At 61.7% G+C, this 19,212-nt stretch carries 19 protein-coding genes and 1 tRNA gene; 14 read left to right on the forward strand and 6 right to left on the reverse strand.

The annotated features are described in order from the left end of the window. Positions 1–148: 148 nt before the first annotated feature. From HMPREF2692_RS11255 to nusB, 14 genes are all read left to right on the forward strand, one after another. Positions 149–1,318 (forward strand): phosphotransferase, encoded by a 1,170-nt coding sequence (locus HMPREF2692_RS11255; RefSeq protein ID WP_070823687.1) that lies wholly within the window; start codon positions 149–151, stop codon positions 1,316–1,318. 3 nt (positions 1,319–1,321) lie between these two features. After that, the gene (locus HMPREF2692_RS11260) at positions 1,322–2,686 is read left to right on the forward strand and encodes a replication-associated recombination protein A (RefSeq protein WP_062038854.1); all 1,365 of its coding nucleotides are present in this window, start codon (positions 1,322–1,324) and stop codon (positions 2,684–2,686) included. 91 nt (positions 2,687–2,777) lie between these two features. Further along, the gene (gene alaS / locus HMPREF2692_RS11265) at positions 2,778–5,465 is read left to right on the forward strand and encodes an alanine--tRNA ligase (protein ID WP_061922756.1); all 2,688 of its coding nucleotides are present in this window, start codon (positions 2,778–2,780) and stop codon (positions 5,463–5,465) included. Positions 5,466–5,681: 216 nt separating this feature from the next. After that, positions 5,682–6,224, forward strand: a complete 543-nt coding sequence (gene ruvX, locus HMPREF2692_RS11270) for a Holliday junction resolvase RuvX (protein WP_061922754.1) — start codon at positions 5,682–5,684, stop codon at positions 6,222–6,224. 37 nt (positions 6,225–6,261) lie between these two features. Then, on the forward strand, positions 6,262–7,449 hold the full coding sequence (mltG, locus tag HMPREF2692_RS11275) for an endolytic transglycosylase MltG (protein WP_062038863.1): 1,188 nt from the start codon (positions 6,262–6,264) through the stop codon (positions 7,447–7,449). After that, a complete protein-coding gene (locus tag HMPREF2692_RS11280; RefSeq protein WP_070823631.1) occupies positions 7,449–8,255 on the forward strand; it encodes a shikimate dehydrogenase in 807 nt (268 codons plus the stop codon). The genes mltG and HMPREF2692_RS11280 overlap by 1 nt, the downstream gene beginning before the upstream one ends. Positions 8,256–8,266: 11 nt before the next feature. After that, the gene (locus tag HMPREF2692_RS11285) at positions 8,267–8,656 is read left to right on the forward strand and encodes a prepilin peptidase (RefSeq protein ID WP_070456623.1); all 390 of its coding nucleotides are present in this window, start codon (positions 8,267–8,269) and stop codon (positions 8,654–8,656) included. Between the two features lie 51 nt (positions 8,657–8,707). Continuing rightward, positions 8,708–9,919 (forward strand): chorismate synthase, encoded by a 1,212-nt coding sequence (gene aroC / locus HMPREF2692_RS11290; protein WP_070456626.1) that lies wholly within the window; start codon positions 8,708–8,710, stop codon positions 9,917–9,919. A 3-nt stretch (positions 9,920–9,922) separates the two neighbouring features. Next, positions 9,923–10,459 (forward strand): shikimate kinase, encoded by a 537-nt coding sequence (locus HMPREF2692_RS11295; RefSeq protein ID WP_070456629.1) that lies wholly within the window; start codon positions 9,923–9,925, stop codon positions 10,457–10,459. Between the two features lie 13 nt (positions 10,460–10,472). Beyond that, positions 10,473–11,543, forward strand: a complete 1,071-nt coding sequence (aroB, locus tag HMPREF2692_RS11300; RefSeq protein ID WP_070456632.1) for a 3-dehydroquinate synthase — start codon at positions 10,473–10,475, stop codon at positions 11,541–11,543. Between the two features lie 12 nt (positions 11,544–11,555). Next, positions 11,556–11,981, forward strand: coding sequence for a type II 3-dehydroquinate dehydratase (gene aroQ / locus HMPREF2692_RS11305; protein ID WP_070456635.1), 426 nt, complete (start codon positions 11,556–11,558; stop codon positions 11,979–11,981). 63 nt (positions 11,982–12,044) lie between these two features. After that, a complete protein-coding gene (locus HMPREF2692_RS11310; RefSeq protein WP_070823633.1) occupies positions 12,045–13,136 on the forward strand; it encodes a M24 family metallopeptidase in 1,092 nt (363 codons plus the stop codon). 82 nt (positions 13,137–13,218) lie between these two features. Next, entirely contained in the window at positions 13,219–13,782 is a 564-nt protein-coding gene (gene efp, locus HMPREF2692_RS11315) for an elongation factor P (protein WP_062038886.1), read from the forward strand. An 8-nt stretch (positions 13,783–13,790) separates the two neighbouring features. Continuing rightward, positions 13,791–14,270 (forward strand): transcription antitermination factor NusB, encoded by a 480-nt coding sequence (gene nusB / locus HMPREF2692_RS11320; protein WP_062038889.1) that lies wholly within the window; start codon positions 13,791–13,793, stop codon positions 14,268–14,270. A 50-nt stretch (positions 14,271–14,320) separates the two neighbouring features. Here nusB and HMPREF2692_RS11325 read toward each other — a convergent pair whose 3' ends face one another. The 6 genes from HMPREF2692_RS11325 to HMPREF2692_RS11350 form a co-directional block, all read right to left on the reverse strand. Next, positions 14,321–15,310, reverse strand: a complete 990-nt coding sequence (locus HMPREF2692_RS11325; RefSeq protein WP_070823635.1) for an HNH endonuclease signature motif containing protein — start codon at positions 15,308–15,310, stop codon at positions 14,321–14,323. An 88-nt stretch (positions 15,311–15,398) separates the two neighbouring features. Next, positions 15,399–16,163 (reverse strand): amino acid ABC transporter ATP-binding protein, encoded by a 765-nt coding sequence (locus HMPREF2692_RS11330; RefSeq protein WP_062038895.1) that lies wholly within the window; start codon positions 16,161–16,163, stop codon positions 15,399–15,401. Then, positions 16,163–17,092, reverse strand: a complete 930-nt coding sequence (locus HMPREF2692_RS11335) for an amino acid ABC transporter permease (RefSeq protein ID WP_070823636.1) — start codon at positions 17,090–17,092, stop codon at positions 16,163–16,165. Before HMPREF2692_RS11335 ends, HMPREF2692_RS11330 begins: the two co-directional genes overlap by 1 nt. Continuing rightward, the gene (locus HMPREF2692_RS11340) at positions 17,085–17,963 is read right to left on the reverse strand and encodes an ABC transporter substrate-binding protein (RefSeq protein ID WP_061922709.1); all 879 of its coding nucleotides are present in this window, start codon (positions 17,961–17,963) and stop codon (positions 17,085–17,087) included. Before HMPREF2692_RS11340 ends, HMPREF2692_RS11335 begins: the two co-directional genes overlap by 8 nt. A 9-nt stretch (positions 17,964–17,972) precedes the next feature. Next, a complete protein-coding gene (locus tag HMPREF2692_RS11345) occupies positions 17,973–18,809 on the reverse strand; it encodes a DUF368 domain-containing protein (protein WP_070823638.1) in 837 nt (278 codons plus the stop codon). A 222-nt stretch (positions 18,810–19,031) separates the two neighbouring features. After that, positions 19,032–19,108, reverse strand: a tRNA-Leu gene (locus tag HMPREF2692_RS11350). Between the last annotated feature and the right edge of the window lie 104 nt (positions 19,109–19,212).

Genomic DNA, 19,212 nt, shown 5'->3' on the forward strand with positions numbered 1-19,212 from the left:
TGTTTCACCACACCGCATCAGGCGGTGCCCCGCTTTTGCTGCGAGCGCGGCTGACATTAAGCTCAGCGATCAAGTAAAGGAAGATGAAGTGACCACGGAGAATACGGACGTTACTGACACGGCCTATACCCAAGACGAGGTCGTGGAGATGGCCGCCGAGTTGCTTTCGCGCCGTTACGGCGGGGTTGCCGAGTTTACGCAGGTAACTGACCTAGGCGGTTCGGGCAACGCCACCGTCTTGCGCGCGCGGATGACTCCGACGGCATTTTTGCCGCACCGCTCCGTGGTCATCAAATACAACCCTTCTACCGGGCATGCGATTGATGACGCCGCGCTTCTCCGCGAGGTCGTGGCGTACCAGTTCACCACCGCGTTGGGCGAGGACGTGCGCCCGGGCCCGGTGCTTTTTGCCCATGATTTGGATCGTCGCATTTTGGTGCTTTCCGACGTCGGTGAGGGCGACACCTTGGCCGATGTTCTCACCCAAGCGCAGGACGAGGACCGCAAGGAGATCCTGCGTTCTCTGGGGCGTTCTTTGGGCCAGATGCATGTGGGTACCGCAGACCGCGAGCAGGACTACGAGACGCTGCTGAACCGCATGCTGCGCCAGCACCCGGAATACGCCGAGCATCAGTCGCTGCGCGATGAATCCCTGCAGCGCTCGATCTTCATTGGAGCAGACATCCTGGCCGATGCTGGCCTGCCGGCGCCCGCAGACTTTGTGGAGCTGGCGCAACAGGCGGCAAGCTCGCTGTCCATCGGTCGCGAGCGCGCATTTACGCCTTTTGATTTGTCGCCCGATAACGTCATCGTTTCCCAAAACCTAGCCTTTTTGGATTATGAGTGGGCGGGCTATCGCAGTGTCGGCTTCGACGTCGCCTGTGTCATCGCCGGCTTCCCGCAGTTTCTTTTCGCGCGCCCGATTTCGGATGAAGAGGCCGAGATTTTCATCTCCGCCTGGCAGCGCCGCGTGGTGCAGGTATGGCCGCGTCTTGGGGACGATATCGAGCTCCACGAGCTCATCGTCGCCTCGCTCATCGGCTGGGCTTTGTCCAGTGTGACCACGATGTACGCCGGCGGTATCGAGGGCGTTGTGGCTCTTTCGGAAGGCTCCGCAGGCATCGAGCACGACGCACGCCATTCCTTGCTGCGTCCTGCAGACCAGGGTCCATTTAGCGAAGAGGAAACTCTCATCCGCCGCGACTTGTACGAGACCTTTGAGGCGTTGGCGAGGTATTCCGCCAAGTGCGATTCCGCCGCATGCGAACCGGTTGCGCAGTTTGGCCAGACCGTAGCCAGCCGTCTGCGTGAGGGCTAGGCCATGAGCCAGGATTTTCTGTTTGGTCCAGCACCCGGCGGGGCAGAGGCCTCAGCACCGCTGCCTGGCCAAGAAATCTTTGCCACCCATTCCGGCTCGCCATTGGCGGCCCGGATGCGCCCGCAGAGCCTCGATGAGGTTGTGGGTCAAGGCCACCTACTTGAAGAAGGGAAGCCCCTGCGCCGGCTCATCGAAGGCTCCGGCGAGGCTTCTGTCATCTTGTATGGCCCTCCCGGTACTGGCAAGACCACCATCGCCTCGCTGATCGCAAAATCGATTGGCCAAAACTTCGTGGGCCTATCCGCCTTGGATTCGGGAGTCAAGCAGGTGCGCGAGGTCATCACCCGAGCACGCCAAGAACTCATCCATGGCCGCCGCACCGTGCTGTTTATCGACGAGGTGCATCGCTTTTCCAAGACCCAGCAGGACGCGTTGCTCGCGGCAGTAGAAAATCGCACCGTGTTGCTCGTCGCCGCGACCACGGAAAACCCCTCCTTTTCCGTGGTGGCGCCGTTGCTCTCGCGCTCGTTGTTGCTGCAGTTGCAGCCGCTAGACGACGCCTCCCTGAAAGCACTCGCCGAACGCGCCCTCACCAGCGAACGTGGCCTGGGCGGGCGCATTAGCGCAAACAACGAAGCGCTCGACCAGCTCGTGCTGCTCGCCGGCGGCGACGCCCGTCGCACGCTGACCTACCTGGAAGCCGCGGCCGAGGCCGTGGCCGACGGTGGAGAATTGACCGCCCAAGTCATCCGTGACAACGTCAACCGCGCCGTCGTGCGCTATGACCGCGACGGCGACCAGCACTACGACGTCGTCTCTGCGTTCATTAAGTCGATCCGCGGCTCGGATGTTGATGCCGCGCTGCACTACCTGGCGCGCATGATTGAGGCTGGCGAGGACCCGCGCTTTATCGCACGCCGTCTTATCGTGCATGCCTCCGAAGACATCGGCATGGCCGACCCTTCCGCGCTGCAAACCGCCGTGGCAGCAGCCGAAGCCGCGCAATTGATCGGCATGCCGGAAGCGCGAATTCCGCTGGCCCAAGCCACCATCCACCTGGCCACCGCACCGAAGTCGAACGCAGTGATCCAAGCAATCAGCGCCGCGCAAGCCGACGTGCAAGCTGGGCGCATCGGTCACGTCCCGGCCCACCTGCGCGACGGCCACTACGAAGGAGCGAAAAAGCTCGGCAATGCCGTGGGGTATGTTTACCCGCATGATGACCCGCGCGGCGTCGTTAAGCAGCAGTACCTCCCGGATGAATTGGAAGGCGCGCTGTACTACGAACCCACCGAACATGGTGCCGAGAAGCGCATCCATGACTACCTGGGGCGGCTGCGCAACATCATCCGCGGCAAGCGGCGCTAAAGTTTTCTCCCCCGATACCCGTGCTAGGAAGCGATACGGGTAAAGTTGAGCGCTGTTACGTACCGCTTAAACAGTGAAGGACTTTTAGCTCGTGAAGACTCATGAGATCCGGGAACGCTTTACCCAGCACTTCGTGAATACCGGACACGAGGCGGTTCCCAGCGCGTCGCTCATTTTGGACGACCCGAACCTGCTCTTCGTCAACGCCGGCATGGTTCCGTTCAAGCCGTACTTCCTCGGCCAGCAGAACCCGCCGTTTCCCAACGGCCTGGCAACCTCCATCCAGAAGTGCGTGCGCACCCTGGACATCGAAGAGGTAGGTATTACCACCCGCCACAACACCTTCTTCCAGATGGCCGGTAACTTCTCCTTCGGCCAGTACTTCAAGGAAGGCGCAATCAAAAACGCCTGGGGCCTTCTTACCGGCTCCGTGGAGGACGGCGGTTTTGGCCTCGATCCGGAGCGTCTGTGGGTTACCGTTTACTTGGACGACGATGAGGCTGCCGATATCTGGCACAACGAAGTAGGCGTGCCGAAGGAGCGCATCCAGCGCCTGGGCATGGAGGATAACTACTGGTCCATGGGCATTCCTGGCCCGTGCGGCCCGTGCTCCGAGATTTACTACGACCGCGGCCCGGAATACGGTGCCGAGGGCGGCCCAGTGGCCGACGACAACCGTTACATGGAGATCTGGAACCTGGTCTTCATGCAGAACGAGCGCGGTGAGGGCATCGGCAAGGGCAACTTCGAAATCCTGGGCCCGCTGCCGAAGAAGAACATCGATACCGGCATGGGCATCGAGCGCGTAGCCTGCATCCTGCAGGGCGTAGACAACGTCTACGAAACCGACCTTTTGCGCCCGGTTATCGACGCCGCGGAGGAGCTTTCTGGTTCCAAGTACGGCGAGGGCGCAAGCGATCAGGACAACATCCGATTCCGCGTCATCGCGGACCACTCCCGTACCGGCATGATGCTCATCTTGGACGGCGTTACCCCGGGCAACGAAGGCCGCGGCTACATCCTGCGCCGCCTGCTGCGTCGCATCATCCGTTCCGCACGCCTGCTGGGGGCTACCGCGCCGAGCATGGAGCGCTTCATGAACACCATCATGGACACCATGACTCCGTCCTACCCGGAAATTGCGGAGCACCGCGAGCGCATCCTGCGCGTTGCCATCGCGGAGGAAAAGGCCTTCCTCAAGACCTTGGAGTCGGGCACTAAGCTTTTCGACGAAGCCGTTGCAGAGCTCAAGTCCACCTCGCGTGCTGCAACCTCCAAAGTGCTCTCCGGCGAGAAGGCTTTCGAGCTGCACGATACCTATGGCTTCCCAATTGACCTCACCCTAGAGATGGCCCAGGAGGCCGGCCTTGAGGTCGACATGGATGGCTTCAACGACGCGATGGGAGAGCAGCGCCGCCGCGCGAAGGCCGATAACCAGGCCAAGAAGCACGGCCACGCCGACCTTTCTCTCTATCGTGAGTGGGTCGATAACAACCCGACCGTCTTCACCGGTTACGAGACGCTTACTTCCGACGCCAAGATCATCGGTCTGGTTCGCGATGGAGAGAAGGTCAACGAGGTCCACGAGGGCGAGCAGGTGGAGGTCATCCTCGACCAGTCGCCGCTGTACGCTGAGGCCGGTGGACAGACCGCGGACCGCGGCCGCCTGTACGCGGGCGAGAGCCTGCTTGAGGTGGGCGACGTCCAAAAGATCGGCAAGAAGCTGTGGGTCCATAAGGCCACCGTCACTGCCGGCGGCATCGACCTGGGTGCTTCCGTGACCGCTGAGGTCGATAAGAAGTGGCGTCACGGCGCAGTCCAGGCGCACTCGGCCACCCACCTCATCCACGCGGCGCTGCGCAAGGTGCTGGGCCCAACCGCAGTTCAGGCAGGTTCCTTGAACCGCCCGGGCTACCTGCGTTTCGACTTCAACTACACCGAGCAGCTGACCCCGGCCCAGCTGGAGGAGATCGCTCTCATCACCAATCAGGCTGTCGACGCCCACTTTGCCGTCAACACCATCGAGACCTCGCTGGAGAAGGCGAAGCAGATGGGCGCCATGGCGCTGTTCGGTGAGAACTACGGCTCTGAGGTCCGCGTCGTCGAGATGGGCGGCCCGTTCTCGATCGAGCTGTGCGGCGGCACCCACGTCACCAACACGGCGGAGATCGGCCCGGTTTCCGTGCTGGGCGAGTCCTCCGTGGGCTCCGGTGCGCGCCGCATCGAGGCCTACTCTGGCCTGGATGCGTTCCGCTACTACTCAAAGGAAACCGCACTTGTGGAGGGCGTTTCCCGCGAGCTGAAGATTCAGTCCGAGGACCTTCCAGAGCGCATCGCGCAGCTGACCGAGCGCCTCAAGGCTGCTGAGAAGCAGATCGAGGACCTGCACAAGGCCCAGCTGATGTCCCAGACCGCTGAGATGGTCAACTCCGCCGTCGAGGTCAACGGCTTTAGCCTCGTGGCAACCCGTCTGCCGAACAACGTCAGCGGCGGCGACCTGCGCACCGTAGCCACCGACCTGAAGAACCGCCTCGGCGACAAGCCGGGCGTGGTTGTCCTCGCCTCCGAGAATGAGGGCGGCAAGCTGCCGTTTATCGCCGGCGTCACCAAAGCCGCCATCGAGCGCGGCATCAAGGCTGGCGACTTGGTCAAGCTGTTCGCCGGCTACATCGACGGCAAGGGTGGCGGTAAGCCAGACATGGCGCAAGGCTCCGGCGCTAACGCCGAAGGCCTTCCGGCCGCGTTCAACGCCCTGCGAGACGAACTCGAAAAGGCTTAAATTTTTTAACCGCTTAACTCCCCGCATCTTTAGACCAAAAGGTGCGGGGATTTTTGCGCGATAGGGGTAGGTATTAGGCCTTTAAACAGCCAATAACCTAAAACTTATGCCCCCTGCGCACCATAGCCGCAAATAATATGACTAGAATCTACATGTCATCGTTACCGTTTTGCGACTTTTGCGTCGCAACCAACCGCGAAGGGACATTCATAGAGCATGGCCGTACAACCCGATACTCCCGGGGTGGACGACCCGGGAAATGGGCGTCGACTAGCGCTAGATGTAGGCACCGTACGCATCGGTGTCGCGGTCTCTGACAACAACGCCAAGCTGGCGCTTCCTGTCGAGACCGTCGCTCGCGAAACCGGTTTCAAAGACCGCGATAAAGGCGATATCGACCGCATTTTGGAGCTCATTCACGAGTACCAAGCGGTAGAGGTAGTAGTAGGCCTGCCCCGCGATCTGCAGGGCAACGGCTCGAAAAGTGTCAAACACGCCAAGGAAATCGCGTTTCGCATCCGCCGCAGGCTGGGAAAAGATGTAACGATAGGGCAACCACCTGTCCGCATGGCTGACGAGCGGCTGACCACAGTCGCCGCCACGACAGCGCTGCGGGCGTCAGGGGTATCCGAGAAAAAGGGCCGCAAAGTCATCGACCAAGCAGCCGCAGTAGAAATCTTGCAATCCTGGTTGGACGCACGTAACAACGCGCTTCAAGCAGATGCAACCACCCACGAGCCTTCAACAGCAGGAGACTAGTTACGTGAGCCGAAACCAAGAACGAATCGGGCGCTCCATGGAGCCGAAGCACGTCAAGCGCCGCCAGCGCGGCCTTGCCGTGGTGGTGGCCTCCGTGGTGCTTATCATCGGCGCCCTGGGATACATCGGCTTCCGCTTGCTTGGAGGAGGCAGCAGCATGGACTATGAGGGAACCGGCAACGGCACCGTGCAGCTGGTCGAGGTCCCAGAAGGCTCGTCGATGAGCCAGCTCGGCCCGGAGCTCGTGGAAAAGAACGTGGTCAAGACCGCGGATGCTTTCTCCTCGGCGGCCAACTCCAACCCTCGCGCTGGCAGCATTCAGCCGGGCTTCTACCGCCTGCAGGAGGAGATGAATGCAAAGGCGGCGGTTTCTGCGCTGCTCGATGACAAAAACAAGGTCGATCCTTTGGACGTGCAGGGCGGAGCCACGCTTTCCGACGTTAAGGTTGTCGGCGGCGATGTTCGCTACGGCGTCTACTCGCTGATCGCGCAAGTCTCTGAGCAAGAGGGCGGCTCCGTGACCAAGGAAGAACTGGAGAAGGTCGCGGCGACCGTCGATCCGGCCGAGCTTGGCGCGCCCGAATGGGCGCTGGAGAAGATTCGCTCCCGTGGCGAGGACCCGAAGCGCCTTGAGGGTCTTATTGCTCCGGGCCAGTATGTGGTCGATCCGAACATGGACGCGCAGGCCATCTTGAAGGACTTGATTACTCGTTCTACCGAGCGCTACAACGAGACCGGCATCGTCGACCGCGCGCAGGCTATGGGCAAGACCCCATACGAGCTGCTGGTTGCAGCATCCTTGGTCGAGCGCGAGTCCCCGGCCGGCGAGTTCGGCAAGGTGGCCCGCGTCATCCTGAACCGCCTGGACGAGCCGATGCGTTTGGAGCTGGACTCCACCGTTAACTACGGCCTGCCGGACGTGGAGCTGGCGACTTCCGACGAAGCTCGCGCCGAGGTAACCCCGTGGAATACTTACGCCAAGGAGGGCCTGCCGGATACCCCGATTGCTTCTCCTTCCGTTGAGGCAATCGACGCCATGGAGCACCCGGAGGAGGGCAACTGGCTGTTCTTCGCCACAATCGACGCTGATGGCACCACCGTGTTCACCGATAACTACGACGAGCACTTGGCCAACGTCGATAAGGCCATCAACTCCGGCATTCTCGAGTCCCAGCGCGGCGGCGTGCAGGGTGGCGAGGATTCTGAAGCAAAGCCAGCCGAGTAATGCCACGCGCGGCGGTTCTAGGTCAACCCATCGACCATTCCTTGTCCCCGGTGCTGCATAACGCCGGTTATGCAGCCCTGGGGCTAGAGGATTGGGACTACACCCGCTTTGAGGTCACGGCGGCGTCGCTGCCGCGCTTTCTCGAGGAAGCGCCTGCTGATTTCCGCGGTTTCTCCGTGACCATGCCGGGCAAGTTCGCCGCCCTTTCTTGCGCCACGGAGCGCACTGAACGTGCCGAACTCATTGGCTCTGCGAATACCCTTGTACGCACCGAGCAGGGCTGGCGCGCCGACAACACCGACACCGAGGGCGTCGCCGGTGCGTTGGCGGTCCTAATGGGGGAAAAGACCGCCCGTCGCGCGCTTCTCATCGGCTCCGGCGGCACCGCCCGCCCCGCGCTTTGGGCCCTGGCGCAGCGCGGCATTACCGACGTCACCGTGCTGAACCGCTCTGACCGGCGCGCCGAGCTCGCCCCGCTTGCCGACGCCCTCGGCCTCAAGCTTTATCGCGCCACCTTCGACGCTGACCTCGCCGCCCTCGCGCGCGAGGCAGACCTCATCGTCTCCACGGTTCCCTCCGCGGCCCTCGACGGTCACCTCTTTGACCTAGCCCACGCGCCAGTCCTCGACGTCATCTACGATCCCTGGCCCACGCCGCTCGTCTCGCATGCGGCCGCCAACGGCTACGCCACGGTGGGCGGCCACGTCATGCTCGCGCATCAAGCCTTCAGTCAGTTTGAGCAGTTTACCGGCCATCCCGCGCCGCAAGCCACCATGCGCGCTGCCCTCGATGCAGCCTTGAGCTAGGCTGTGGCCCCATGGGGGGAAACTTTTATATCCACGCCTGCATCGCCGCGTGGATAGTCATGCTGTGTATATTCGACATCCGCTATAAACGCCTACCCAATTGGCTTACCCTGCCCGCCTGCCTTATCTCGCTTTGTATCTTTTCCCCGGCCGGGCTCATCTGGCCGGGGCTCTACCTCGCACTCGCACTATGGCGCGGCGGGGTCGGCGGCGGCGACATTAAACTCGCCTTTCCGCTGGGCATGTGGACCGTCCACGAAGCAGGGGTGATGGGGCAGTTGCTGGCGATGATGGGGGCGTCGCTTAGCACTGCGTTATGGGGCCTTGCCCGCCGCGACGCCGCACCCCCGCACGGGCCCGGAATGCTGCTGGCTGCGGCGGCGTGTGTGATTGCGCTCTAAGTTCGACCCTAGTGCTAGCCCGCGTGTGCGCGGCGTGCGATAATAACCCGCATGCTTCGTTGGACTACCGCAGGTGAATCCCACGGCCAGGCGCTCATCGCCATGCTTGAGCACATGCCGTCCGGGGTACCAGTATTGCAGGATGACATCGCTGCCCAGCTCTCACGCCGCCGCTTAGGCTATGGCCGGGGCGCCCGCATGAAGTTCGAAGCCGACGAATTAACTCTCCTTTCTGGCATCCGCCACGGTAAGACTCTGGGCAGCCCGATTGCGATCATGATCGGTAACACCGAGTGGCCAAAGTGGACCACCATCATGTCACCACACGCGCTGGACATGTCCGACGAGGAGACCGCCAAGGCCATGGCTTCCGGCCGTGGCGCCCCGCTGACCCGCCCGCGGCCGGGCCACGCGGATTTTGCAGGCATGGTCAAATACGGCCACGACGAGGCGCGTCCGATCCTGGAGCGGTCCTCAGCTCGTGAGACCGCCGCGCGCGTGGCCGCCGCCACCATCGCGCGTAACTTTCTGCGCGAGACCCTCGGCGTGGAGGTTATCTCCCACGTCATCTCCATCGGCGCCTCGGAGCCTTATGCGGGCCCCACACCGACGCACGCGGATCTCGACGCCATCGATGCTTCACCCGTGCGCGCCTTCGGCGAGGATGCGCAAGCGTCGATGATTTCGGAAATTGAGGCCGCCAAAAAGCAGGGAGATACCTTAGGCGGCATTGTCGAGGTCGTTGTCGAAGGCCTGCCCATTGGCCTGGGCTCGCACATCTCCGGCGAGGACCGCCTCGATGCCCAGCTCGCCGCTGCGCTCATGGGCATTCAGGCCATCAAGGGCGTAGAAGTAGGCGACGGCTTCGAGGAGGCCCGCCGCCGCGGCTCCGAGGCCCACGACGAAATGGTGCGGGAAGGCGCGGGCGTTACTCGCCTGAGCAACCGCGCCGGCGGTCTCGAAGGCGGCATGACCAACGGCGAGACCCTGCGTCTGCGCGCTGCCATGAAGCCGATCTCCACCGTCCCGCGCGCCCTACGCACCGTGGATATGGCAACCGGCAAGGCGGCCACCGGCATCCACCAGCGTTCCGATGTGTGCGCGGTGCCCGCCGCGGGCGTGGTCGCCGAAGCCATGGTCGCCCTCGTTCTCGCGCGCGCGGTGCTAGAAAAGTTTGGCGGCGATAGCGTCATGGAGACCAAGCGCAATATCGCCGCCTACAATGAGTATGTTTCCCAGCGTCTTGCTTTTGAACAGGAGTAAGTAATGACCACACCGGTTTCCGTGACTGGTAGCCCGCGTCCCCGCGTTGTTCTCATTGGGCCACCTGGGGCGGGTAAGTCTTCCATCGGGCGCCGTTTAGCTCATTCCCTCAACTGCGAACTCGTCGACTCCGACCAGATGATTGAACAGCGCGAGGGCGCGGCCTGTGGAGAGGTCTTTTCCTCGCTGGGTGAGTCGGCCTTCCGCGAGCTGGAGGCGGAAGTGGTAAAGCAAGCGCTGTGTTCGCGCGGCGTCGTCAGCCTGGGCGGCGGGGCCGTGCTCGATGAAGGCACCCGCGACCTCCTGGACCGCCACACCGTCATTTTCCTTGACGTTTCCCCGGAGGAAGGGGTAACCCGCACGCTTGGCGACGCCAACCGCCCCGTCCTCGCCGCCGCCGACCCCCTGGCGCACTACGCTGAGCTGCTGGAGTTGCGCAGGCCGTACTACGAGCAGGTCGCCAACTTGAAGGTCCGCACCGATAAGCGCAGCCCACAGCAGGTAGTCGGCGCCATCTTGGGCTTTATCGACACGCTTTAAGAAACGAGTTTTTATGACCACGATTCCAGTTTCAGGCCCTAGCCCTTATGAGGTCACCGTCGGCGCGGGTTTGACCGAAGCCATCGCAAACCGGCTCAGCACAACCGGCGCGGGCCAAGTGGGGATCGTGTTCCAGCCTGCCGTCGCGGCCGTCGCTCGTCAGCTTGCCGCGGAGGCTGCCGCGCGCAACGTCGTGGTTACCCTGCTGCCCATTCCCGATGCCGAGGCCGCCAAGCGCCTCGACGTCGTGGGTGGTCTGTGGGACAGCCTTGGCGAGGCAAACTTCAGTCGCCGCGACGCCATCGTAGGACTCGGAGGGGGAGCGGCCACCGATCTCGCGGGGTTCCTTGCCGCGACGTGGATGCGCGGCATCAAGGTCATCCAGGTGCCCACCACGTTGCTGGCGATGGTAGACGCCGCCGTCGGCGGCAAAACAGGCATTAACACCGCTGCCGGCAAGAACTTGGTCGGGGCATTCCACGAGCCCGATTCCGTCTTCGTAGACTCGGACCGCCTGCACACCCTGCCAGAGGATGAAATCGTCGCCGGGTCGGCGGAGATCGTCAAGACCGGTTTCATCCACGATCCAGTCATCATCTCGCGTTACCTCGCAGATCCCGCCGCTTGCCTCGACCCGCTTAGCGGTCTGCCCGAGCTTATCGAGCGCTCCATCGCGGTCAAGGCCCGCGTGGTGGGCGAGGACCTCAAAGAGGCCGGCCTGCGCGAGACCCTCAACTATGGACACACGTTCGGCCACGCCATCGAGTTGCGCGAGGACTACACCTGGCGTCACGGCCGCGCCGTGGCCGTGGGCATGATGTTCGTCGCCAACCTAGCCCACGCCCGCGGGCTTATCGACGCCGCCGTTTTGGACACCCACACCCAGATCCTGCGCTCGCTCGGCCTGCCCACGACCTACGAAGCAGGCCACTTCGACGAGCTTTACCAGGCCATGACGAGGGATAAGAAAAACCGCGGGGGTGCTATTCGTTTCGTAGCCCTCACCGGCATCGGCGAGACCACCCGCATCGAAGATGCCACCGAGGCCGAATTGCGCGCGGCTTATGCAGCCATTTCCCACTAGTTCGGAGCAGACATGAAGATTTTGGTTCTCAACGGCCCCAACCTAAACCGCCTGGGCAAGCGGCAGCCGGAAGTGTATGGAACGACGAGCCTCGCGGACGTCGAAAAGCGCATGCGTGCGGCCGCAGGTGAGGCAGAGCTGGAGTTCTACCAGTCCAATCACGAAGGCGAGCTCATCGATAAGGTCCACGAGGCTGCCGACGCCGGCTGGCCCGTCATCATCAACCCTGGCGGCTTTACGCATACTTCAGTCGCGCTGCGCGACGCCCTTGCTGAGGTTGCCGACGGCGCCGGCTTCGTCGAGGTGCATATCTCCAACGTGCACGCGCGCGAGCCGTTCCGCCAACATTCTTATTTAAGCCCGATCGCGCGCGGGGTTATCGCCGGATTGGGTATCTACGGCTACGAGGCCGCACTCGGTTATTTTCTCAGCGATTAGCCCCAAACCCGCGGGTGGTGGGCGTTATCATGGGTTGACCGTCAAGAAGAAAAGGATTAACACATGACACTCGCTGATACCCGCTTTAGTGACCGCCGCCGCAAGCTCGCTGCAGAGGTAGCCGGCATGCGCATCGACGCCGTCTTGGTAACCCACCTGGTGCATGTGCGCTACCTTTCCGGCTTCTCCGGCTCCAACGGTGGCCTGCTGCTGCGCAAGGACCTCTCGGCGCTGATGGCAACCGATGGCCGCTATACCACCCAGATTGCAGAAGAAGTCCCAGACCTCGAAGCAGTCTTGGGCCGCCCGGTGGGTCCGGCGTTGCTCAGGCGCCTCGAGGGACCACTGCGCGTGGCCTTTGAGGCCGATTATGTCTCCGTATCTGAGTTCAAGGCCTTGGAAGAGGCAGCTCCTGAGGGAGTGGAGCTGGTTCCGATGAGCGGAGTCATCGAAGACATTCGCCTGGTGAAGGACCCACAGGAGCTGGAGCGCCTCGAACGCATCGCGGCGCTGGCCAACGAAGCGCTGGAGGGCTTGGTTGCTGCCAGCGAGGTAGCAGTGGGGCGCACTGAGCGCCAGATCGCGGCAGACCTGGAATACCGCATGCGCAAGCTGGGTTCTGAGCGCGTGAGCTTTGATACCATCGTCGCCTCCGGCCCGAATTCCGCAAAGCCGCACCACGGCGCCGACGATCGCGTACTGGTCTCCGGCGACCTCGTAACCATCGACTTCGGCGCGCACCTGCGTGGCTTTAACTCCGATTGCACCCGTACCTTCGCGGTCGGGGAGCCGAACGAGCTCTCCCGCGAGATATACGATATCGTCCTGCGCGCCCAAGAGGCTGGCGTCAAGGCGGCGGTGCCAGGGGCCAAGCTTGTCGACGTCGACGCCGCCTGCCGCGACATCATCACCGAGGCCGGCTACGGCGAGTACTTCGTGCACTCCACCGGCCACGGCATCGGCCTTGACGTGCACGAGGGCCCGGCTGCTGCGCAAACGGGTAAGGGCGAACTTGCCGAGGGCATGACCCTTACCATCGAGCCGGGTATCTACGTACCGGGCAAGTGCGGAGTGCGCATTGAGGATACGCTTATCATCACCTCCGGCGTGCCGAAGATCATCACTTCATTCCCGAAGGACTTGCAGGTTCTATAATTTGGCCCTGTTATGCTGGCAAACCTGCATAAGGTATGCTGGAACACTGTTTTCACCACTATTTTTACTGGGAGTTTGATCCATGGCTGATACCACCGATTTCAAGAACGGACTCGTTCTCAAGATTGACAACAAGCTGCAGCAGATCGTCGAGTTCCAGCACGTTAAGCCGGGCAAGGGCCCTGCATTCGTGCGTACCAAGCTCAAGGACGTCGTCTCCGGCAAGGTCACCGATAAGACCTTCAACGCTGGCGTCAAGGTGGAGACCGCAACGGTAGATCGTCGCGACATGACCTACCTGTACAACGATGGCCAGAATTTCGTTGTCATGGACGATAAGACCTTCGAGCAGTTCGAGCTGCCTTTCGACAAGTTCGGTGAGGCCGGCAAGTTCCTGCTGGAGAACATGCGTGTGCAGGTCTCCTTCCACGACGGCGAGGCTCTTTTCGGCGAGCTGCCTATCTCCGTTGACCTGAAGGTTGAGCACACCGAGCCAGGCCTGCAGGGCGATCGCTCCAACGGCGGCACCAAGCCAGCTACCCTCGAGACCGGCGCCGAGATCCAGGTACCGCTGTTTATTGAGATCGGCAACGTCCTCAAGATCGATACCCGCACCGGCGAGTACCTCTCCCGCGTCAACAACTAGGGCGCAACGTGTCTGAGCAAAAAGACATCAACTACAAGCGCCACACGGCGCGCTACCGCGCGCGCCGCCGCGCCGCGGACATTCTGTACGAGGCAGAAAACCGCGACGTCGATCCCGTAAGCATCATCGAGGACCGCGTCCAACTGGCCCGCGAGGACGCCAACGGCGTCGCCCCGGTTGCCGAGTACACTCAGGTCATCGTCAAGGGCGCGGCCGAAGAGCTCGACGCCATCGACGAGACCATCGAGCGTTACCTTTCTTCTGAGTGGGAGCTGCACCGTATCCCGGCCGTCGACCGCGCAATTATGCGCGTGGCCGTGTGGGAGATTCTTTTCAACGAGGATGTCCCGAACGCAACCGCACTCGTGGAGGGCGTGGAGCTAGCTTCCGAGTACTCCAATCATCAGGCACCGCCGTATATTCACGCCGTGCTTGACGACGTCATCCAAGCCCAGTCCGCAGACAACCCCATGTCAGAGGAACATTAGGCACGCCAACAAGCGCTGTTCCCCTTAAGGAGCAGCGCTTTTGCGCGTTTTTAGCAGCGCCCGCGGTGCCAAGTGACCACACCATCGATGCGGTCTAGCCTCCCGCGGCCTGGCGGGGCGTTCGGGTCGTCTTGGTTAACCCCGTTGTGGTAGCCACAGCAGGTGGTCAGATTCGCCATGTTGGTCTCGCCGCCTAAGCGCCAGGGGTGCATGTGGTGGACCTGGGCTTCATCGGCGCCGATGTTGCATTCCGGCCACGGACACGTCGGATTTTCCGCGGCCGCCATAAGTCGCTGCTTCGAGCTGGCGTGCCTTTGTGCGCGGTATAGGTTCACCGGGCCTTCCACCGGGTGGATGAGCGTAAACAGCTCGCCGAGGCCGGCGTCGGCAAGCACGCGCTCCAGGTAATCTTTTCCAGTCATGGTGGCGCCGTTGGTCAGCCGCAGGGTGATCTCGTCGCCCGTGCCGTGCAGGACGTCGATAAACTCTGGCAGGCGCACGATGACGTTGGTGCGCGGCGTCGGGCGCTGTGCAGCCTTCACGCCGCCGTAGAGAAGGCCGGTCAGTTGTTCCACAGGCTTGGTCTTATCCAAGCGCGCCCATAAGTCCGCAATCATGTCGTTGGGGCCGGTGATGGCAAGTGTCCACGCTTTGCGACGTCGATACAACCGCGCCCCAGCACGCGGCCCCCGTGCTGGCCTGCGGGTCAGTCGGCGCGCCTGCTTTTCGATGTCGCTGGCGGGCGCCTGGAGCGCGCAGAGTTTCTCGCGCAGCCGCCACGCTTCGGCCTGATTGGCCGCCTTGGCGGCGTAGCGTTCGATGATTTTTAGCACCGGCAGACTGTGCGTGGACTCGCGGGCCGTGCGCTGTTTGGCGCTAAATTTGGTCGGACCGAAGTAGGTGTGCGCCAAGCGGGCGAGCATGCGGGCCTCGGTATCCGGGGCGCCGAGGGCTTCTAATTGCGCGGCAGACATGCCTTGGGCCCCGGCGATGATATCCATGCCGGGGCGCAGTGCGTCAAGGTATGCCTGAAGAGTCATGCCTTAAACGCTAGGAGCGCTAGTCACCCAAGTGCTAGCCCTAACTTCTTTTTCGGGCTAAATCTGTGGATAACTCATCGTAAGCTCGCTATAGCAGCGAGGAGAGGAATTCCTTGGTTCGCGGGTGCTGCGGATCGTCGATGACCTGCTGCGGAGTGCCAGATTCGATGACTTGGCCGCCGTCCATGAAGAAAATCTTGTCGGCGACTTCTCGGGCAAATCCCATCTCGTGGGTGACCACCAACATGGTCATTCCACCCGCGGCGAGTTCCTTCATCACGCGTAATACCTCGCCGACGAGTTCGGGATCGAGTGCGGAGGTCGGCTCGTCGAAAAGCATCAGCTTCGGCTCCATCGCCACCGCCCGCGCGATGGCTACGCGCTGTTGCTGGCCGCCCGAAAGCTGCACCGGATAGGCATCCGCCTTGTGCGCAAGGCCTACCTGTTCGAGCAGCTCCATCGCGCGTTTCTTTGCCTTTTCCACCGGCTGCTTTTTCACGTTCACCGGCGCCTCAATGATGTTTTCGAGCACCGTCCGGTGGGCGAAAAGGTTAAATTGCTGGAACACCATGCCGATATCGGTGCGCTGGGCGGCGGCCTGCTTTTCCGTAATCTCGTAGAGGACTCCGTCGCGCTCGCGGTAACCAATCAGGTCCCCGTCGACGTATAGTCGGCCCGCCGTGACCTTTTCTAGGTGATTGCAGCAGCGCAAAAACGTCGACTTGCCCGAGCCTGAAGGCCCCAACAGGCAGGCGACCTCGCCCGGCATGACGTCGAGAGTAATACCTTTCAACACTTCCAAACTGCCGAAGGACTTGTGCACGTTTTGTGCGGAAATCATTGGCGTAGCCATTAGTTATTTACCTCCGGGATGACGGAAACGTTACGGGGGATGGTGCCCTCGGCGTCGGCAAGCGCTGCTAGCTGACGCCCGGTGAGCTCACTCGTGGCACCGCGTTCGAAGCGGCGCTCCAAGAAGTACTGGGCCACCATCAGCAAGGAGGTGATCACCAGATACCACGTGGCTGCGACCATAAGCAGCGGGATGGGTTCGAAGAGAGCGGCGGAGATATCGGTAGCGCGGCCGAAAATCTCGTAGGTATAGGGCACCGCAACCACGAGCGAGGAGGTCTTGAGCAAGGAGATGAACTCGTTGCCCGTCGGCGGGATGATAATGCGCATCGCCTGCGGAAGCACAGTGCGGCGCATGGTCATCCACCAGCCCATGCCCAGAGCCTTGGAGGCTTCTTTCTGGCCTTCCGGCACTGCAGAAATGCCGGAGCGGACGATTTCTGCCATGTAGGCCGCCTCGTTCAAGCCGAGACCCAGCACGGACAGCAGGAAGGCGTTGGTCAACACTCCCGAGAGCGAAATCTCGGTGAATCCGAGGTTGATGGATTGATATAGCGCGGATAAAAGGCCCCAGAACACCAGCTGCACGTAGACCGGGGTGCCGCGGAAGATCCACAAAAATAGCCAGGCGACGCCGCGCAAAACCGGGTTGGGGGACATGCGCATCACCGCGAGCACCGCGCCACCGACGACGCCGATGAGCATCGCGAGGATGGTAATGGCCAGGGTATGCAGGGATGCGGCCCCGATGCGCTTGTCAAAGAGGTACTGGAAGTAGGTATCCCAGCCAAATGCCTCGTTGCGCGCGGAGGCGATGACAAACCAGAGCCCTAGAAGGACGAGGATAGTGGCAAAGACCCAGCGCCATGGGTGACGCAGGGGACGAGCCTGAATTTCTTGCGGCTGCGCGGCCGGAGTTGTCTTAGTCATTGACTGGCCTTTCGTTAATCATTGCCTGGTCCACGAGGCCCTCAGAGATGCCCCAGCGGCTCAAAATCTTTTCGTACTCGCCTGTTTCGATGAGGTAGTCCAGTGCCGCAGCGGCAGCAGGACCGAGCTCGGAGTCTTTCGGCACCGCCAACCCATAAGGTGCGGCGTCAAACATGTCACCGACCATGCGCATCTTGCCTTCTGAGCGGTTGACGGCCCAGGAGGAGACAGGCGAGTCGGCGGACATTGCGTCCGCGCGGCCCATCAACACGGCAAGCGCCGCGTTGTCGCTGGTGTCATAGGCCAGGATGCGCAGGTCACCGCCGCAGGCATCGCGTTTCGGATTAAGGTCGTCGGTTTCTGAGACCGTGGTGCGCTGGACCGCGACGGTAAGCCCACACGGGTTTTGCGGGTCTACGTCTTTAATGCCCTCGGTGCGCTCGGCCCATTGGATGCCGGCGTAGAGGTGGTCGACGAAGTCGAAGTTTTTGCGGCGTTCCTCGTTATCGGTAAATCCGGAGGCACCGATATCGATTTGTCCGGATTGCACCGCGGGCAGGATGAGCGAGAAATCCTGTTCGACGGGCTGGAACTCGAGCCCCAGGACGTCGGCAATAGCGTTGGTGATGTCCATCTCAACGCCGACGAGCGCGCCATCGGAGTCCTTGAACTCGAAGGGCGCAAACGGCGGGTTGGTGCCCGCCGTGAGCACGCCATCGTTGTCGTGGTACATCGCCGCGATTTCCGGAACCATCTCGATGTCAGGTGCTTGCCAACCCTCAGGCATGGAGGATTCCTTGTTGGTGACGCATCCCGTCGCTAGGACGGTGCAACTTAGTACCACGGCTGTGGTGGCGACTTTTCTTTTCATTGGGGTGTTCTAACTTTGCTTTTCTGGCTCGTTGTAGGCCTTGGCCTTGCGCGCGTCGATGAAGATGAATACGGATACGATGATGCCGCCGAGCACCATCATCGCGATGATTGCCCCGCTGGATGCGTCCTGGTCCGCACCCCACGGCCACAAAGCGCGCAGGGAGCCGAACATGAAGCCGGCCATGGCTGCCAGGGTCAGCGAGCGGTGATTATCCAATAGGTAGTTGAGCAGCTTTACAAACGCTGCGAGGCCGCACAGGGCACCCAAGGCGAATACGGCAATGGTGCCCAGCTCGCGGTCGGAAACGGCGCCGATGACTGGCTGGTAAAGGCCCATCGTCAGCAGAATCAGCGAGCCCGAGACACCGGGGAGCACGAGCGCGCAGACCGCTACCATGGCGGCCAAGAAGACCACGATGAGTGAGGGATTGTCCACCGGCTCCGAGGTAAATCCCGTGACAAAGAAAATAAGTCCGGCCGCCACTGCGAAGGTGGCGATGGAGGAGGCCTTGAAGCGCTCAGCCCGAGTCATCATGGAGATCGGCACGAAGATGGATACCGCCACCATTCCTAAAAACAGGGCGCTTGATATCGATACTTGGCTCTCGACGAAGTTGTGCAACAGCGTCGACAGTCCAAATACGGCCGCGAACATGCCTACCGCGACGGAGGCGAGAAAGCCCCATTCCACCTTTTTGAACCGGCCAGAGATGAGAAAGTTTGCATTGTGCAGCGCGCGTTCGTAAATGCCCACGATAAGCGCGACAGTGCCACCGGAGATTCCGGGGACGAGCTCTGCCGAGCCTATGAGTGCGCCGCGAATGGCGTTGAGAATATATTGCATACTTTCGAAACTAACCTTGAATGATCGGGCTCTGGGGCGTGACGTGCCGCAATATGGCCGAGATTTTAAGCGGATCGGAGAAACGCCGCGCCGCCCGAGGAATAAACCTATCACAATAAATACCACTCGCGGCATATTATTCACGCAACGTGGCAAAATTTTGCGGCCCCGAACGTAAAAAATCCCCTCGCCAGGCAAAGTTGCCGAGCGAGGGGATGAAGGTGGTGCCCCTGGTGAGACTCGAACTCACACTGAATGGGTTTTGAATCCATTGCCTCTGCCAATTGGGCTACAGGGGCGCGTCTTGTTGACTGGAAAGCAGTTTAGCGCAGCCGGGCGAGCAATTACTAATTAGGTGGGGGTAAAGGCTCTATGATGGGGCGAGTGACTTCTTCGACAACAC

It is taken from the genome of Corynebacterium sp. HMSC036D03 (assembly GCF_001836185.1).
In the GTDB taxonomy this organism is placed as follows: domain Bacteria; phylum Actinomycetota; class Actinomycetes; order Mycobacteriales; family Mycobacteriaceae; genus Corynebacterium; species Corynebacterium simulans.

Bases quoted from the DNA above. Each gene is read 5' to 3' on its own strand.
- ruvX (WP_061922754.1), top strand. From the start codon at position 5,682: ATGGCCGTACAACCCGATACTCCCGGGGTGGACGACCCGGGAAATGGG.
- HMPREF2692_RS11345 (WP_070823638.1), bottom strand. From the start codon at position 18,809: ATGCAATATATTCTCAACGCCATTCGCGGCGCACTCATAGGCTCGGCA.
- aroB (WP_070456632.1), top strand. From the start codon at position 10,473: ATGACCACGATTCCAGTTTCAGGCCCTAGCCCTTATGAGGTCACCGTC.
- HMPREF2692_RS11340 (WP_061922709.1), bottom strand. From the start codon at position 17,963: ATGAAAAGAAAAGTCGCCACCACAGCCGTGGTACTAAGTTGCACCGTC.
- HMPREF2692_RS11310 (WP_070823633.1), top strand. From the start codon at position 12,045: ATGACACTCGCTGATACCCGCTTTAGTGACCGCCGCCGCAAGCTCGCT.
- HMPREF2692_RS11325 (WP_070823635.1), bottom strand. From the start codon at position 15,310: ATGACTCTTCAGGCATACCTTGACGCACTGCGCCCCGGCATGGATATC.
- HMPREF2692_RS11285 (WP_070456623.1), top strand. From the start codon at position 8,267: ATGGGGGGAAACTTTTATATCCACGCCTGCATCGCCGCGTGGATAGTC.
- HMPREF2692_RS11255 (WP_070823687.1), top strand. From the start codon at position 149: ATGGCCGCCGAGTTGCTTTCGCGCCGTTACGGCGGGGTTGCCGAGTTT.
- HMPREF2692_RS11330 (WP_062038895.1), bottom strand. From the start codon at position 16,163: ATGGCTACGCCAATGATTTCCGCACAAAACGTGCACAAGTCCTTCGGC.
- HMPREF2692_RS11280 (WP_070823631.1), top strand. From the start codon at position 7,449: ATGCCACGCGCGGCGGTTCTAGGTCAACCCATCGACCATTCCTTGTCC.
- HMPREF2692_RS11335 (WP_070823636.1), bottom strand. From the start codon at position 17,092: ATGACTAAGACAACTCCGGCCGCGCAGCCGCAAGAAATTCAGGCTCGT.
- HMPREF2692_RS11295 (WP_070456629.1), top strand. From the start codon at position 9,923: ATGACCACACCGGTTTCCGTGACTGGTAGCCCGCGTCCCCGCGTTGTT.
- aroQ (WP_070456635.1), top strand. From the start codon at position 11,556: ATGAAGATTTTGGTTCTCAACGGCCCCAACCTAAACCGCCTGGGCAAG.
- efp (WP_062038886.1), top strand. From the start codon at position 13,219: ATGGCTGATACCACCGATTTCAAGAACGGACTCGTTCTCAAGATTGAC.
- HMPREF2692_RS11260 (WP_062038854.1), top strand. From the start codon at position 1,322: ATGAGCCAGGATTTTCTGTTTGGTCCAGCACCCGGCGGGGCAGAGGCC.
- mltG (WP_062038863.1), top strand. From the start codon at position 6,262: ATGGAGCCGAAGCACGTCAAGCGCCGCCAGCGCGGCCTTGCCGTGGTG.
- aroC (WP_070456626.1), top strand. From the start codon at position 8,708: ATGCTTCGTTGGACTACCGCAGGTGAATCCCACGGCCAGGCGCTCATC.